Origin of the sequence: Mannheimia cairinae, assembly GCF_028649535.1 — a bacterium.
GTDB lineage: Bacteria > Pseudomonadota > Gammaproteobacteria > Enterobacterales > Pasteurellaceae > Mannheimia > Mannheimia cairinae.
The window spans coordinates 16932-33511 of sequence record NZ_JAQSJE010000007.1 but is presented as its reverse complement, the minus strand read 5'-3'; the positions used below and the strand labels follow the sequence as shown (position 1 = coordinate 33511).

The window sequence follows — 16580 nt, the reverse complement described above, 5'->3', positions numbered from 1 at the left end:
AAAAACTCCGAAAATATAACCGCTTGTATCTAATTCTTATTTAAATTAGAAGCCAGCGTCTTTTTCTAATTGTTCAACTAAAGCATCAGGTAAACCTAAAGCTTCAGCTAAATTAGCTAAAAAGATAATCTCTTTACGTTCCAAATCTTTACATACTGCTCGAGCAGCTAAATAAACTTGTGTTGCTAATGCCTGATTATTACCTACTTGGCGGGCAATTTCGCTAATAGAAGTAGGATTATTTAATTCTTGCTCAATCCAAGCTAATACTTCAACATCATCTCCTACCTGAGCAATAATTGTTGATTTTTCTTCTGCGGTTATCTCACCATCAGCCGCAGCGGCTGCTATCATTGCTTGTAAAATTATTTTACTTGCCATATTTTCATCAACATCATTAAAACTGCTCTGTGTTAATTCAGATGCTACCGTATTTTGCGTTTGGTACTTCTGATAAGCTTGATAAGCAAGGCTACCTAAAGCAGCAAGAGAACCTAATTTAGCTAAGCCAGCACCACCTTTACGCCCAAAAATCATTGAAATAAGGCCTACTGCAGCAGCACCTCCGCCAATTTTAGCAATTTGGTCGTTTTTAGAATTACCTTTGATTAACCCATCTGTTGTCGCATCTTTTGCAGATGTTAAAACTTGATTTAAAATTTTGCTAAAGTCCATCAGATTCCCCTTTATTAGGTAAGTAGATAAAATTTAGTTATTTAGTCAAATTGGATAAATAATAGTTCAATACTAAACCATTTTTTATAAATAAAAACCGCAACAATGTTTAAACTTTTTACCAGATCCACAGACACAATTTTGTTTTTGATTTGGTAATGGAACAGTTGGATCAATAAAAAACCAGCGTTGATTAATCTTCACAAAAAGTGAAATTTCATTATGTGCTTGGATACCTTCTTCTGTTTTAAAAAATGCATTAAATTCTACTTTGCTATGATTTTTTGAAATATTTGGCAAATGCTTCACTATCTCTAATCCAGCCCAGTGGGTTGTTTCTCCCCACTCTTTCATTGCTATTTGATCAAGATATTTTTGCTGGTTTGGAACTGTTGTTTCAACTATATAAGGAATATTAACCAGAGTATAAGCACAATAACGAGAACGCATTAATTGTTCTGCAGTTTCAGGAAAACTCTTATATAAATGAAAAGGTTGGCAACATTCAGTGTAATCCTGACCAGACTGACAAGGACAAGCGGTTATTTTTTCTGACATTTTTACCTGCATTTAATCAAACAATAAATATATCGAATTTTACTGTAGAAGCAGAAAAATACAAATTTCTTAAAAAGCGTGACACACCCCTTGTGGATAACTTCTTAAAAAATACTGAATTAGTTGATAGTTATTTTTATAAAGAAGGGGATAATTTAAGTGTTGTGGATAACTTAATCTTTTATCCACAAGTTAGATCTTTAAATAAATTAATTTATCCCCTTCCATTTTTTAAAATAACCTCTTGTTTTTTAAAAGAAAGATCACTTACACACATAAAATGGAAGATCTAATATAAATAGTAATAAAGATCTATATAAAGATCTATTTTATATTTAGCTTTCACCTAATGGATCCTTTTTTAAGATCTTAAAATCTATTTCCCAGTAGATCCTTTTTTAAGGTAAAATACTCGTTTATTTTAGAATAGATTTTTGTAAAACAAGGCGATATATGATTTATAACGATATTTACGACGTAATTGTTGTAGGTGGCGGACACGCAGGAACTGAAGCCGCTCTAGCTCCTGCTCGTATGGGACTAAAAACCTTATTACTCACACATAATGTAGATACTTTAGGGCAAATGTCTTGTAACCCTGCGATTGGGGGAATTGGTAAAGGGCATTTGGTAAAAGAAATTGATGCGATGGGCGGTTTAATGGCTATCGCAACCGACCAAGCAGGGATCCAATTTCGGACTTTAAACAGTTCAAAAGGCCCAGCTGTGCGAGCAACCCGTGCTCAGGCAGACCGTGTGCTTTACCGTAATGCGGTACGAACGGCTCTTGAAAATCAGCCGAATTTAGATATTTTCCAACAAGAAGTAGTAGATATTTTAATTGAAAATAATCGTGCGGTAGGTGCAGTAACTAAAATGGGGCTTGTGTTTAAATCTCGCTCTGTAATTTTAACGGCCGGTACTTTCTTAGCAGGTAAGATCCATATTGGTTTAGATAATTACGAAGGTGGACGAGCAGGAGATCCGGCAGCAACCAGTCTCGCCCAACGTTTAAGAGATCTTAATTTACGTGTTGATAGACTAAAAACAGGCACACCACCTCGTATTGATGCACGTACTATTGATTTCTCAGTATTAGCAGAACAGCACGGTGATAAAGTATTGCCGGTAATGTCTTTTATGGGATCCGTTGATTTACACCCTCGCCAGATTCCTTGTTACATTACACACACTAATGAACAAACGCACGATGTAATCCGTGCTAATTTAGATCGTAGCCCGATGTACACAGGGGTTATTGAAGGTATTGGCCCTCGTTACTGCCCTTCTATTGAAGATAAGGTAATGCGTTTTAGTGAGCGTAACAGTCACCAAATCTACTTAGAACCGGAAGGTTTAAATACAATAGAGGTTTATCCTAACGGCATTTCAACCAGCTTACCGTTTGATGTGCAAATGGGGATTGTTCGTTCAATGAAAGGGTTAGAAAATGCACGTATTATTAAACCGGGCTATGCGATTGAATACGATTACTTCGACCCTCGTGATTTAAAACCAACCCTTGAAACCAAAGCTATTGATGGTTTGTTCTTTGCCGGACAAATTAACGGAACGACTGGCTACGAAGAAGCTGCTGCTCAAGGTTTGTTAGCAGGGATTAACGCCGCATTACAAGTGCAAGAAAAAGAAGCTTGGTTCCCAACCCGAGATTTAGCTTACACAGGTGTATTGGTTGATGATTTATGTACGCTTGGCACTAAGGAACCGTACCGTGTCTTTACCTCCCGTGCAGAATACCGCTTATTACTGCGTGAAGACAACGCAGACAGCCGTTTAACACCGATTGCTCATCAACTAGGGCTTATTGACGAAGCTCGCTGGGTGCGTTTTAACGAGAAAATGGAAAACATCGCAAAAGAGCGTGAGCGTTTAAAGCAGATTTGGATCCACCCTCAATCGGAACATTTAGCTGCAATGAATGAACTTGTAAGCTCGCCATTAACGCGTGAAGCAAGTGGGGAAGATTTATTACGTCGCCCTGAAATGAGTTATGAAAAACTAACTCAAGTACCACTTTTCGCCCCTGCACTAGAAGATAAACAGGCTGCAGAACAGGTCGAAATTGCGATTAAATACCAAGGCTATATTGAACATCAATATAATGAAATTGAACGTCACCGCCGCCACGAAAACACGCAAATTCCAGCAGAGTTTGATTATGACAAGGTGGAAAGCTTATCCAACGAAGTTCGAGCTAAACTAATGCAACACCGCCCGGTTTCTATCGGGCAAGCAAGCCGTATTTCAGGCGTGACCCCTGCGGCAATTTCAATTCTATTAGTGAATTTGAAAAAACAAGGAATGTTAAAACGCGGAGAACTGTAGTTCTACAAGCGGTTGATTTTGCAAATTAAATTGCAAAAACGACCGCTTATTTTTTTACTTATCTTTCATAAAAGATAGTTTTTTATCTTTTATTCAATTAGTTACTCAAAAATAAACTTTTTGTTTTCTTATTCTTCTTTTTATGATATTTTTTATTTAAATTTTTTATTTAAATATCAAATATGAAAAATACTATTCAATATCTTGAAGAACAAATCAGCATTCTAAAAAATTTGCAACAGCAACTGATTCAAGCGGAAAATGAACAAAAACAGCAGAAAATTGCTGGTAATATTGACGATCTGCCTGCATTAGGGCAGTTGTTAAACGATAAACGTAAAAGTTTAGGAATTGACCTGCAAACATTAGAACTGCAAACAGAAGTCTCGCTTTCCACGCTAAACCGCCTGTTTCAAGACCCAAGCCAAGTAAGGTTTGCAACGGTGCTGACGGTGGCTAATGCCTTAGGGGTAAAACTATGCACGTTATAAGAAAAGCAGATGTGTTGTTATATGGCGAGAAAATCGGCGAATTAAGCCAAGATGGTGAGATTTTTCGTTTTGCATATTTGCCGGATTATCAAGGTGTCCCTCTTTCATTAAGTTTACCAGTCAAGCAAAGAGAGTTTGTCACACAACAGTTTTTCCCTTATTTTGCTTCCCTTGTGCCAGAAGGGTGGTTAAAAGCGAAGTATGCAGATTTGCAAAAAATAGATAATCGGGATTTGTTTAGTTTACTGCTTAATAATGGTGATAATTTAATAGGAGCGGTGCAAATTGTTGGGAGAAAAACGTGATGTTCTGTCGGATCTTATTAAAACCTTTGCTTAAAAATGAGCAGAAATACAGTAAAGCCGGATTATTGGCATTGACCGATGAGCCGTATTTTAATCCGCAACTGCCTTTTGATCGGCAGGCATTTAGTTTGGAATTGCCGATTAAACAGCAAGGAATGAGCATTTCCGGCTATCAACCTAAATTACAGCTAGTGATTAAAGATAATCAGTTTAATAGCGTTAATCAGCAAGGAAACTATATCTTAAAACCTTCACCTACTGATTACCCATTTTTAGCCGAAAACGAACACGCCACAATGCAGGTAATGAAAGAATTGGGGTTTGATGTGCCACCTAATGGCTTAGTTGCTTTTCAAGTCGATAAACAAGCGGTTAAAAATAGTGAAGAATTTGCATTTATAATTAAACGCTTTGACCGTATTGACGGTGTTCCTATTCATCAAGAACAGCTTGATGGTGCAATGAATATCCAAGAAAAATACGGTAAAATCGGTTCAGATAATGAGCAGTATGTGAGCTACGAACAGTTAGTAAAATTTATTCTGTTTTACCTTGAAGACAATCTGGCATTAAGACAAGAGTTATTCCGCCGTGTTGTTTATGCCTATTTACTCGGTAATAACGATCTGCATTTGCGAAATTTTTCTCTTATTTACCATAAAGATGGCTCTCGAGCATTAGCCCCTGTTTATGATTTTGTTTCGGTTGCTCCTTATCCCGCAATATTTAATAGTAGCCTACTAGCATTACCATTATTGCAAAAAGAAGAGGGCGGAAAGGCGTTAGCACACGGTTTTCATACGAAATACGGTGAATATATCGGGCAGGATTTTATTGAATTTGGCGAAAATATAGGGCTAAATCGCAATGTGATTATCAATAAACTACTACCACAGTTGGAAAAAGAGCGTGAAATAGTCGGGCAGATCTACCAACGTTCCTTTATGCCACAAGCAGATAAAGAAACGGTGCTTCACTGCTATCATCGTCGATTAAAATTGATACAAGTGCTTGATGAGCCGATTATCTAATCTGCTAGATAAAATCTTACTGTAAGTGAGTTATAACTGTTACAATCTCCCTAATTTCTTACTTTTAAACCGAGCAATGCGTTTAACTTGCTCTGATAAGGACAAATAATGTTATCAAAACTTAATAGTTTACTCGCCCAAACCGATATTTCACTAACCGATCAGCAAAAACAGCAACTTGTGGATTTTGTTCGGTTATTGGATAAATGGAACAAAGCCTATAACCTTACCTCCGTGCGTAACCCTGATGAAATGTTGGTAAAGCATATTATGGACAGCCTTGTGGTTAGCCCGTATTTAGAAGGCGAGCGTTTTATCGATGTTGGCACGGGGCCTGGATTGCCAGGGATTCCGCTTGCTATTACAAACCCTGATAAGCAATTTGTTCTGCTTGATAGTCTTGGCAAGCGAATAACCTTTATCAAAAACGCCTTGCGTGAGCTGGGTATTCAAAATGTGACACCGGTATTAAGCCGAGTGGAAGAATACACCGAACAGCAATTCGACGGCATATTAAGCCGAGCATTTGCCTCACTAGATGATATGGTAAATTGGTGCTACCACCTTCCAAATGAGCAAGGGAAATTTTATGCCTTAAAAGGTGTTTATGATGAATCTGAAGTTCAAGCTATTAAAAAGCCTATTGAACTAACAAAGGTTGTAAAACTTGAAGTACCGGAATTAGTTGGCGAACGGCATTTAGTTATATTGAAGAAAGCTTAGCTTTTTCTAAACTAAAATAAGGCAAGCGGTAATATTTTGTAAAAAATTTGCAAAATATTACCGCTTTTGTTTTATAAGGATTTAATTGTCGAATATATGGATTTTTTAGCTATAAATTCATAATGTGAAACAGATCACACATATCTTTTTTGTATATTGTTACTATTAATCTGCTTATTAAAGGTAAGTCTATTTATTAAACATTAATGTTAATTTAGAGTTAAATGTAACTTTAAGGAGTTTCATATGAAAACTGGTAAAAGAACGTTCTTAAAATCACTTTTAGCTGTTTCTGTGCTTGCAGTAACAGGATTACATTCAGGTATTACTTATGCTAAAGGCTCAGATACTATTAAATTAGGTTTCTTAGTAAAACAGCCTGAAGAGCCTTGGTTCCAAACAGAATGGCGTTTTGCCGATAAAGCAGCTCAAGATTTAGGTGGTGTAGAAATTATTAAAATTGCTGTACCAGATGGAGAGAAAACGTTAAATGCTATAGATAATTTAGCTGCTAATGGTGCTAAAGGTTTTGTTATTTGTACTCCAGATCCAAAATTAGGCCCTGCTATTATGGCTAAGGCAAGATCATACAACCTTAAAGTTATTACTGTAGATGATCAATTCTTAAATGCAGCAGGTGAACCTATGACGAATGTGCCATTAATTATGATGGCAGCGACTGAAATTGGTGAGCGTCAAGGGCAAGAGCTTTATAAAGAGATGCAAAAACGTAATTGGGATGTAAAAGACACCGCCGTTTTAGCTATTACAGCAGATGAATTAGATACTGCACGCCGCCGTACAGAAGGCTCTATTGATGCATTAATTAAAGCTGGCTTCCCTGCAGAGAAAATTTATAAATCACCGACAAAAAGTAATGATATTCCAGGTGCTTTAGATGCGGCAAACTCTATGCTTGTGCAACATCCGGAAGTTAAAAATTGGTTAATTGTTGGTATGAATGATAACACTGTTTTAGGTGGTGTTCGTGCTACAGAAGGTCAGGGCTTTAAACCTGAAAATGTAGTGGGTATTGGTATTAATGGTACAGATGCGGTTAATGAACTTTCTAAACCAAATCCAACGGGATTTGTAGGTTCTTTATTACCTAGTCCAGATGTGCACGGTTATCGTAGTACAGAAATGTTATATAAATGGGTTAAAGAGGGGGTAGAGCCACCTAAATACACACCGATTGGTGATCCTGTATTACTAACCCGTGAGAATTTTAAAGTCGAACTTGAGAAAAAAGGACTTTAAGTTTTCAAATCGTTTCAGTAAGGAGGATATATGGTCGCATATTTAGAATTTGATAATATTCATAAAGAATTTCCGGGTGTTAAGGCTTTACAAGGTGTTTCATTTAAGTGCTATGAAGGTAAAGTTCACGCATTAATGGGAGAAAATGGGGCAGGTAAATCCACCTTACTGAAAATATTAAGTGGCAATTACCTTGCAACAGAGGGAAAACTTCATATTGGTGGCAGAACAGTTAATTTTCGTAATACCAAAGATGCTTTGTTAGCAGGGGTTGCCATTATTTATCAGGAATTAAATATCGTTCCTGAAATGACAGTTGCAGAAAACTTATGTTTAGGGCAGTTCCCTCACTCTTTTGGGGTTGTTAATCAGAAAAAATTAGAAGAAACCGCTCAGTTTTATTTAGATAAGTTAGAGTTAAATATTTCGCTAAGTACTCAACTTAAAGATTTATCTATTGGGCAGTGGCAAATGATTGAAATTGCTAAAGCATTAAGTCGAGGGGCTAAAATTATTGCTTTTGATGAGCCAACCAGTAGTTTATCTGCTCCTGAAATTGAAAAATTATTTTCAGTTATCAATGAGTTAAAACAGGAAGGAAAAGTTATTCTTTATATTTCTCATCGTATGGAAGAAATTTTTAGAATTAGTGATGAAATCACCGTTTTAAAAGATGGGCAATATGTTCAAACTTTCTCAGATTTATCAAAAATTACCAATGACGATCTTGTACGCAGTATGGTTGGTCGTAATTTAGGGGATATTTATAATTATCGTCCAAGAGAACTAGGAGAAGAACGTTTTAAAGTTTCTCATTTATCGGGTACAGTTCTTCAAGGTGATTTTAATTTAAGCGTAAAAGCAGGTGAAGTTTTAGGGTTATTCGGGCTAGTTGGAGCAGGTCGTTCTGAATTATTAAAAGTTATTTTTGGTGCAGATAAAATGACGCAAGGGACGATAGAGCTAGATGGTAAAACATTAAAAATAGATTCTCCAAAAGATGCGATTAGCAATGGGATTGTGCTTTGTCCTGAAGATCGGAAAAAAGAAGGTATTATTCCAACAGCGACTGTTGGGGAAAATATCAATATTAGTGCGAGACGCTTGCATAATTTTATGAAATTTATCATTAATGATAAATGGGAAAAACAAAATGCAGAATTTCAGCGTGAGCAAATGAATGTTAAAACACCATCGGTTGAACAGTTAATCGTTAATTTATCTGGCGGTAATCAACAAAAAGCTATTCTTGGTAGATGGTTATCTGAAAACGTAAAAGTGTTACTTTTAGATGAACCAACTCGAGGAATTGATGTTGGGGCTAAATCTGAAATTTACGATTTAATTTTTAAACTTGCAGATGAAAAATTAGCCATTATAGTGGTATCGAGTGATTTACCAGAAGTGATTGGTTTATCAGACAGAATAATGGTGATGAAAGGGCAAAAAATCACAGGTGAGGTTAGCCGAGCTGAAGCCACAGAATCTGGTATTTTAAAATTAGCGATGGTTAATAGTGATAATTAGAATTTTATTAATGAGGAATATGTTATGTCAGCAACACTTACAACAAATGGAAAATCTGCTAGCACAATAAATAAAATCTGGACTGCCTATGGTATGTTATTGATTTTCTTTACAATTTTTATCTTAGCTTGTATTTTTGTACCAAATTTCGCAACAGTTATTAATATGAAAGGGCTTGGTTTAGCTATTTCAATGAGTGGTATGGTTGCTTGCGGAATGTTATTTTGTTTAGCAGCCGGTGAAATTGATTTATCTGTTGCTTCTGTGATTGCCTGTGCAGGGGTTGTAACTGCAGTTGTTATCAACCAAACACAAAGTGTATGGATTGGTGTATTAGCAGGGATGGGGCTTGGTATAGCAGTAGGGCTATTAAATGGTTTTATTATTGCAAAACTTAAAATCAACTCATTAATTACCACTCTTGCAAGTATGCAGATTGCCCGTGGTTTAGGTTATATCATCTCAGATGGTAAAGCGGTTGGTATTACGAAAGAAGAATTTTTTGAAATTGGTTACCAAGATTTTTTAGGTGTTCCTCTTCCAATTTGGTTTACCGTTATCTGCTTTGTGGTATTTGGTTTCTTATTAAGTAAAACAACTTATGGACGCAATACATTAGCGATTGGTGGTAACCAAGAAGCCGCTCGCTTGGCAGGGATTAATGTTGATAGAACAAAATTAATGATTTTCGTGGTATCAGGATTTATTTCAGCCGTTGCCGGTATTATTCTTGCAGCCCGTATGACAAGTGGACAACCGATGACATCAGTTGGTTTTGAATTAACTGCTATTTCAGCTTGTGTACTTGGTGGTGTCTCTTTAACAGGTGGTGTAGGTCGTATTTCATTTGTGATTGCAGGGGTACTTATTTTAGGTACGATTGAAAATGTGATGAACTTGCTTAATATTTCCCCATTCTCTCAATATGTTGTACGTGGTTTAATCTTGATGGCAGCCGTAATTTTTGATAAATATAAACAAAAAATATTTAGATAAAATCGGAATACTAATGCGACAAAACAAAGAGGACTTACAAGATAATCCTTTACTTCCCGGGTACGACTTCAATGCTTATTTAGTTGCAGGTTGTACCCAAATTGAAAAATCAAACGAACTGGACTTTCCAATCTACAGACCTAATGGAATGAATGGTTATATTCTTAATTTAACTATTAAAGGAACGGGTTCAGTTTTTCATAATGATCACCAATTTGATTGCAAGGTTGGTGATCTTCTTTTATTTCCACCTAATGCTATTCACGATTATCAACGTTCTCCTCATTCTGACTCTTGGCATCATCAATGGATTTATTTTAGGGCTAGAACCCTATGGAAAGATTGGCTAAATTGGAGTGATACTATTCAAAATGTAGGAAGATTAACCATTCCTGACCAGCAAACATATCAAAATATTTTAGAACTCTTTCAAAAGATTGAGCGAGAATATAATTCAAACAGACCTTTTTCTGAAGCAATGTCGATGAGTTTGCTTGAACAGTTAATTATAACCTGCATTGAATTAGAACCGGCTAACCAAAAAAGAAAGATAGAGCCAAGAATTTTAGATGTTTGTAACTTAATCTCGCAAGATATTCATCTTAATCATAAAATTGAAGAACTGGCTGAATATATTCATATTTCGCCTTCTCGTTTAACGCATTTATTTGTTGAGCAAGTTGGCACGAGTATCGTTAAATGGCGTGAAGAACAACGAATGATAAGAGCAAGGCATTTATTACATACCTCTAATGCACCTATTTATCATATTGCCCGCCAATTAGGCTATGATGACCAACTTTACTTTACCCGTTTATTTAAGCGTTATACGGGGTTAAGCCCTTCTGCTTTTAGAGATTCAAGATAAATTGTGATCTAAATCTCATTTAAAATAATGTAGCTGTTTTATCCATATAAATAGCTATTTACCCCCTAACCGAGTTTAAATTGAGAGTGTTAGTCTAGCACTCATATAAAAGAGGTTAATGGGGTAATGGTTATGTCAGACACTCAAAAAGCAATTATTGAAGGTAATACTTCGCTAGGAATTGAATTTGGTTCAACACGTATTAAAGCAGTCTTAATTGATAGCAAAGGAAATATTCTGGCGGTTGGCGGTTTTAACTGGGAAAATCATTTCTCAGAGGGCGTATGGACTTATCCACTAACAGAAGTTTGGCAAGGTGTTCAAGCTGCTTTTAAAGATCTAACAGAGAATGTACAGCAACAATATGGGCAATCGTTACAAAAAATAGCCCATATTGGTGTAAGTGCAATGATGCACGGCTATTTAGCCTTTAATAAACAAAATGAACTTCTCGTGCCTTTTCGCACGTGGCGGAATAACTTTACCGCTCAAGCCTCTCACGAATTAACTCAACTTTTTAACTACAATATTCCGCAGCGTTGGAGTATTGCCCATCTTTACCAAGCTATTCTTAATCAAGAAGAACATTTACCAGAGGTAGATTTTATTACTACCTTAGCAGGTTATGTGCATTGGCAATTAACTGGCGAAAAAGTATTAGGTGTGGGCGATGCCTCAGGAATGTTCCCGATTGATTTAGCTAGCCAAACTTATAATGCCTCAATGCTTTCTCAATTTGATGAATTCATTGAAAACAAAGGTTTTGAATGGTCTATTGAGCAAATTTTACCGAAAGTATTAGTTGCAGGAGAAAATGCAGGTACTTTAACCGAACAAGGAGCATTATTGCTTGACCCTACGGGTAATTTACAAGCAGGTGCTTTACTTTGCCCTCCAGAGGGGGATGCTGGCACAGGTATGGTTGCAACCAATAGTATTTCTGAAAAAACAGGTAATATTTCAGCCGGTACATCTGCATTTGCGATGATCGTATTACAAAAAGAGCTTTCCAAAGTATATGAAGAGCTTGATATGGTAACAACACCAACAGGCAAGCTAGTTGCTATGGCTCACTCAAATAACTGCTCTTCTGATATTAATGCTTGGGTTGGCTTATTTAAAGAAATGCTTTCAACGCTAAATTTACCTTGCGATACCGATACCCTATATCAAACCTTATTTTTAAAAGCATTAGAGGGCGATGCTGATTGCGGTAATTTACTCTCTTATGGTTTTTATTCAGGCGAACATATTGTTGGTTTATCTGAAGGTTGTCCTACCTTTATGCACCCTGCAAATGCGAATTTCAACCTCGCTAATTTTATGCGTGTTCATCTTTATACTGCTTTTGCTGCAATGAAAATCGGTATGGATATTTTAATGCAGCAAGAAAAGGTGGAAATAACCCAAATTCTCGGACACGGTGGAATTTTTAAAACCGAAAATGTCGCACAAAAATTCTTAGCTTCCGCATTAAATGTGCCTATTGCCACAATGCAGACAGCTAGCGAAGGTGGTGCTTGGGGAATAGCACTTTTAGCGAATTATCTCAATGAATACAAAAAAGGTATTTCATTAGATGACTATCTTAATCATCAAATTTTTAACTCAACTTCGGTTTCAGTTTCTGAGCCTGATGCAGAAATTTCAGCAGGGTATGAAGCATTTATGCAGCGTTATAAAAAAGGAATCAAAGTTGTACAAGAAGCCGTTTTAGCATTTAAAGAATAAGGAGTTTTTATGGAATTTATTAAATCATTAGAAGCTTGGTTTATTGTTGGTAGCCAACATTTATATGGACCGGAAGCATTAAAACAAGTGGAATTAGACGCAGCAGAAATTGTGGATTACTTAAATAAACAAAATCCATTTGTAAAAATTAAATTAAAACCGGTTGCTACTACCCCCGAAGAAGTTTTTGCTGTTTGCAAAGAAGCAAATAATCAAGAAAACTGTGTTGGTGTAATTGCGTGGATGCACACGTTTTCACCAGCAAAAATGTGGATTGCAGGACTACAAGCATTTTCTAAACCATTAGTACAATTCCATACACAATTTAACCGCCATATTCCGTGGGATAAAATTGATATGGACTATATGAATTTACACCAAACAGCCCACGGCGATCGTGAATTTGGTTTCTTAGTTTCCCGCTTACGCTTACCAAGAACTATTGTTGTTGGGCACTGGCAAGATGAAAGCGTGAGAGAACAATTTGATCGCTGGATGCGTGTAGCCGTTGCTATTTACGATCACAAACAACTTAAAGTTGCTCGTTTTGGCGATAATATGCGTGAAGTGGCGGTAACAGAAGGCGACAAAGTAGAAGCTCAAAAAGTATTTGGTTACAGTGTTAATGGTTATGGTGTTTACGAATTGGCAGAAGCTATCAATGCAGTTTCAGATGAAGATGTTTGCAAATTATTAGCAGAATATGACCGCTTGTATAATGTGGAAGATAGCTTAAAAGAGAATGGTTCAGCCAGAGAATCGCTAGCCTATTCAGCTCGTATTGAACTCGGCTTAAAAACCTTCTTAGATAATGGCGGATTTAAAGCCTTTACCGATAACTTCCAAAACTTAAACGGCATTAAGCAATTACCAGGTTTAGCAGTACAACGTTTGATGGAACAAGGTTATGGATTTGGTGGTGAAGGCGACTGGAAAACGGCCGCTCTGGTTCGTGCTGTGAAAGTAATGGGCTATGGTTTGCCAAATGGTTCTTCATTTATGGAAGATTACACCTACGATTTAGATGAGCAAAACCAAGTCGTTTTAGGGGCTCATATGCTCGAAGTTTGCCCGTCTATTGCGAAAGAAAAATCTAAATTAGCTATCAGACCATTAGGAATTGGCGGTAAAGCAGACCCTGTTCGCTTAATTTTCAGTGGTAAAGCAGGAAAAGCAGTAAATGCAACCGTTGTGGATATGGGCGAACGTTTTAGAATGGTTGTTGCAGATCTAGATGCTATTGACCCACCGAACCAAATGCCTAATTTACCAGTTGGTCACGCATTCTGGAAACTACAACCTAACTTTGATGTAGGCACACAAGCTTGGATTCTTGCTGGTGGTGCTCACCACAGTGCTTTCAGTTTAGACATTGATGCAGAAATGTTACGCACCTTTGCAGAATATTTCGGTATTGAGTTTATCCATATCAATGAAAAAACAGAATTACCACTGCTTAAAAATGAATTACGTTGGAATGATTTAGCGTATAAATTTGCCAAGTAATAGTATTAATTAACAAGCGGTCATTTTCTTAAAAATATTTGCAAAATATAAAAGGAAAATGACCGCTTGTTGTTATTTTCTTACATCTCTAGGACTAAATCTAAATTCATTTTTAAAACAAGTAGAAAAATAACAACTATCGTTAAAACCACTTTCGTAAGCAATATCAATAATATTTTTGTCGGTATAACGTAATTGATAATATGCATAAGCTAAGCGTAATTTAGTTAGATATATTTGCGGAGAACTACCAGTTTGGCATTTAAAGTAACGATGTAAAGTTCTTAGTGATAGATTAAATTGAGTAGCAAGTTGCTCCCAATTTATTTCTTCAGCAAAATGGTGTTTTAACCAAATAAGTAGTTGATTTATTTTATCTTCAGTATTACCACATCCAGTGCAATTAAACGCATTTAGTTTCAATAATTTTAATAATTGGAAAAAATCAGCTTCTAATGGAATTCCATCAGAGCATAAAGAGCAATTTTCAATAAGCTTTATTGATTCGTTAAGAACCTTGTTATTTATTAGAGCACAATTACCTTGAACAGGTTTAAATTCTTGTAACATTGACTCAATGTTATGTATAAATTTAAAGTTATTGTATGACTGTACTAAAATATTTGTTAAATGAAGCCCTTCTACATTTTCATATAAATGTCTGTCTTTAGATTCAATATATAACACCATTCCTTGATGTAGTTCAAAAGGATAGTCGTTTAGAATATGTCTTCCGTGTCCCTTATTTATAATGATTAATTCATTAAAATTATGGGTATGCTCAGGAAAACAATCTTGTGGAGAGCGTGGTTCAATCGCAAGAGGTTGCTGACTAGAATTGAAAAACTCATTTGCCGATAGTTTTAAAATCATATCTAACATCCTCATTAAATTGATAACGTGAATGAAATATAACGATTGAAATACAGTAAAACAAGATGATAAAACAGTTTAAAAGACTAAAAAATAAACTTTTTTCTATATTTGTGAGACAGATCACTTCGACCTTTAAAATTTTGCCATTTCTTTTTTGATACTGTCATTTATTTAAAAGATTAGTACTCCTCTCTTTTCTACACTGTTCCTAATTAAAAAAAAGAGGGACTTTGTATGACTATTCTTAATATAGCAGCTGTAGATTTAGGCGCTTCAAGTGGTCGTGTAATGATGGCATCTTTTGATACAGAATCTCATCATATTTCATTAACGGAAGTACATCGTTTTAAAAATCAGTTTATTGAACGTAAAGGGCATTTTTGTTGGGATTTATTGTATTTAGAAAAAGAGATTGTTACCGGATTAAGAAAAATTATTTCAGATGGAAATCCTTTACATAGTATTGGTATTGATACTTGGGGGGTTGATTATGTATTACTTAATGATAAAGGTGAGATTGTTGGGCAGACATATTCTTATCGAGATCATAGAACAAATGGTGTAATGGCAGCTGTTCAAGATGAATTAAGTAAAGAAACAATTTATCAAAAAACAGGTATTCAATTTCTTCCTTTTAATACACTTTACCAATTAAAAGCAATGGTTGATGAAAACCCAGAATGGTTATCACAAGTTTCTGATTTCATTATGATTCCAGATTACTTAAATTTCCGTTTAACAGGGGTTATTAACCGTGAATATACTAATGCAACAACAACACAATTAGTTAATGTAAATATAGATAGCTGGGACACATCTTTACTTGATTATTTAGGTTTACCTGCTCGTTGGTTTGGACGAATTCGCCATCCTGGTCATCAATTAGGAATGTGGGAAAATAATATCCCAGTTATGTCTGTAGCAAGCCACGATACTGCTAGTGCTGTTATAGCTTCTCCTTTAAAAGACGAATATTCAGCCTATTTGTCTTCCGGAACTTGGTCTTTAATGGGGTTAGAGAAAACATTGCCTTGCACAACAGAAGAAGCAATGAATAGCAATATTACTAATGAAGGTGGAATAGATGGTCATTATAGAATTCTAAAAAATATTATGGGACTTTGGTTATTTAATCGCCTTTGTTCAGAACATCACGTTACCAATATTCCTGATTTAGTAAAACAAGCAGAAAAAGAAACCGCTTTTAGAAGTCTTATTAATCCGAATGCTGAATGTTTTTTAAATCCTGATTCAATGGTTGAAGCTATTCAACAATATTGTAGAGATAACAATCAACCTATTCCTGAAACAACATCTCAAGTAGCCCGATGTATTTTTGATAGCTTAGCAATGTTATATCGACAAGTAGCAGAGCAGCTTTCTTCCTTACAAAAAAATCCGATCTCTTCTATCCACATCGTAGGTGGTGGTAGCCAAAATGAATTTTTGAATCAACTTTGTGCAGATATTTGCGGCATAGAAGTCCTTTCTGGACCGATAGAAGCCTCTGTTTTGGGTAATGTTGGTTGTCAATTAATGGCTTTAGATCAAATAAAAAATGCAAAACAATTCCGTGAATTGGTTTGTGAAAACTTCCCTTTAAAACATTTTAAACCGAATCCTAGCTTTACAGCATCTTCATTCTTTAAAGATAAATGGCAGGAATTTAATCAATTAAATTAACAGA

General features: G+C 35.8%; 15 protein-coding genes. 12 read left to right on the top strand and 3 right to left on the bottom strand.

The window, feature by feature from the left end:
* Positions 1-45 precede the first annotated feature (45 nt).
* Complete coding sequence (locus tag PTQ27_RS07060) at positions 46-675, bottom strand: tellurite resistance TerB family protein (protein ID WP_273749209.1); 630 nt, start codon at positions 673-675, stop codon at positions 46-48.
* Between the two features lie 84 nt (positions 676-759).
* Complete coding sequence (locus PTQ27_RS07055; RefSeq protein WP_273749210.1) at positions 760-1233, bottom strand: YchJ family protein; 474 nt, start codon at positions 1231-1233, stop codon at positions 760-762.
* A 453-nt stretch (positions 1234-1686) separates the two neighbouring features.
* Here PTQ27_RS07055 and mnmG point away from each other — a divergent pair, with 453 nt between their 5' ends.
* The 11 genes from mnmG to araA all read left to right on the top strand — a co-directional run bounded on the left by mnmG (position 1687) and on the right by araA (position 14017).
* A complete protein-coding gene (mnmG, locus tag PTQ27_RS07050; RefSeq protein ID WP_273749211.1) occupies positions 1687-3579 on the top strand; it encodes a tRNA uridine-5-carboxymethylaminomethyl(34) synthesis enzyme MnmG in 1893 nt (630 codons plus the stop codon).
* Positions 3580-3761: 182 nt separating this feature from the next.
* Positions 3762-4070 (top strand): helix-turn-helix domain-containing protein, encoded by a 309-nt coding sequence (locus PTQ27_RS07045; RefSeq protein WP_273749212.1) that lies wholly within the window; start codon positions 3762-3764, stop codon positions 4068-4070.
* Positions 4058-4375, top strand: coding sequence for a HipA N-terminal domain-containing protein (locus PTQ27_RS07040; RefSeq protein ID WP_273749213.1), 318 nt, complete (start codon positions 4058-4060; stop codon positions 4373-4375). The genes PTQ27_RS07045 and PTQ27_RS07040 overlap by 13 nt, the downstream gene beginning before the upstream one ends.
* Entirely contained in the window at positions 4372-5406 is a 1035-nt protein-coding gene (locus PTQ27_RS07035) for a type II toxin-antitoxin system HipA family toxin (RefSeq protein ID WP_353617053.1), read from the top strand. Before PTQ27_RS07040 ends, PTQ27_RS07035 begins: the two co-directional genes overlap by 4 nt.
* A 108-nt stretch (positions 5407-5514) precedes the next feature.
* The gene (rsmG, locus tag PTQ27_RS07030) at positions 5515-6129 is read left to right on the top strand and encodes a 16S rRNA (guanine(527)-N(7))-methyltransferase RsmG (protein WP_273749215.1); all 615 of its coding nucleotides are present in this window, start codon (positions 5515-5517) and stop codon (positions 6127-6129) included.
* 246 nt (positions 6130-6375) lie between these two features.
* Positions 6376-7389 (top strand): arabinose ABC transporter substrate-binding protein, encoded by a 1014-nt coding sequence (locus PTQ27_RS07025; protein ID WP_273749216.1) that lies wholly within the window; start codon positions 6376-6378, stop codon positions 7387-7389.
* Between the two features lie 30 nt (positions 7390-7419).
* A complete protein-coding gene (gene araG / locus PTQ27_RS07020; protein ID WP_273749217.1) occupies positions 7420-8916 on the top strand; it encodes an L-arabinose ABC transporter ATP-binding protein AraG in 1497 nt (498 codons plus the stop codon).
* Between the two features lie 24 nt (positions 8917-8940).
* Positions 8941-9912: an L-arabinose ABC transporter permease AraH gene (gene araH, locus PTQ27_RS07015; RefSeq protein ID WP_273749218.1), complete on the top strand. Its 972-nt coding sequence runs from the start codon at positions 8941-8943 to the stop codon at positions 9910-9912.
* A gap of 13 nt (positions 9913-9925) precedes the next feature.
* The gene (araC, locus tag PTQ27_RS07010) at positions 9926-10780 is read left to right on the top strand and encodes an arabinose operon transcriptional regulator AraC (protein WP_273749219.1); all 855 of its coding nucleotides are present in this window, start codon (positions 9926-9928) and stop codon (positions 10778-10780) included.
* A gap of 132 nt (positions 10781-10912) precedes the next feature.
* A complete protein-coding gene (locus tag PTQ27_RS07005; protein ID WP_273749220.1) occupies positions 10913-12511 on the top strand; it encodes a xylulokinase in 1599 nt (532 codons plus the stop codon).
* A 9-nt stretch (positions 12512-12520) separates the two neighbouring features.
* Entirely contained in the window at positions 12521-14017 is a 1497-nt protein-coding gene (araA, locus tag PTQ27_RS07000; RefSeq protein ID WP_273749221.1) for an L-arabinose isomerase, read from the top strand.
* 72 nt (positions 14018-14089) lie between these two features.
* Here the strand turns inward: araA and rhaS are convergent, their stop codons facing one another.
* The gene (gene rhaS, locus PTQ27_RS06995; RefSeq protein ID WP_273749222.1) at positions 14090-14890 is read right to left on the bottom strand and encodes an HTH-type transcriptional activator RhaS; all 801 of its coding nucleotides are present in this window, start codon (positions 14888-14890) and stop codon (positions 14090-14092) included.
* Positions 14891-15127: 237 nt separating this feature from the next.
* Here rhaS and rhaB point away from each other — a divergent pair, with 237 nt between their 5' ends.
* Positions 15128-16576 (top strand): rhamnulokinase, encoded by a 1449-nt coding sequence (gene rhaB, locus PTQ27_RS06990; RefSeq protein ID WP_273749224.1) that lies wholly within the window; start codon positions 15128-15130, stop codon positions 16574-16576.
* Positions 16577-16580: the final 4 nt, after the last annotated feature.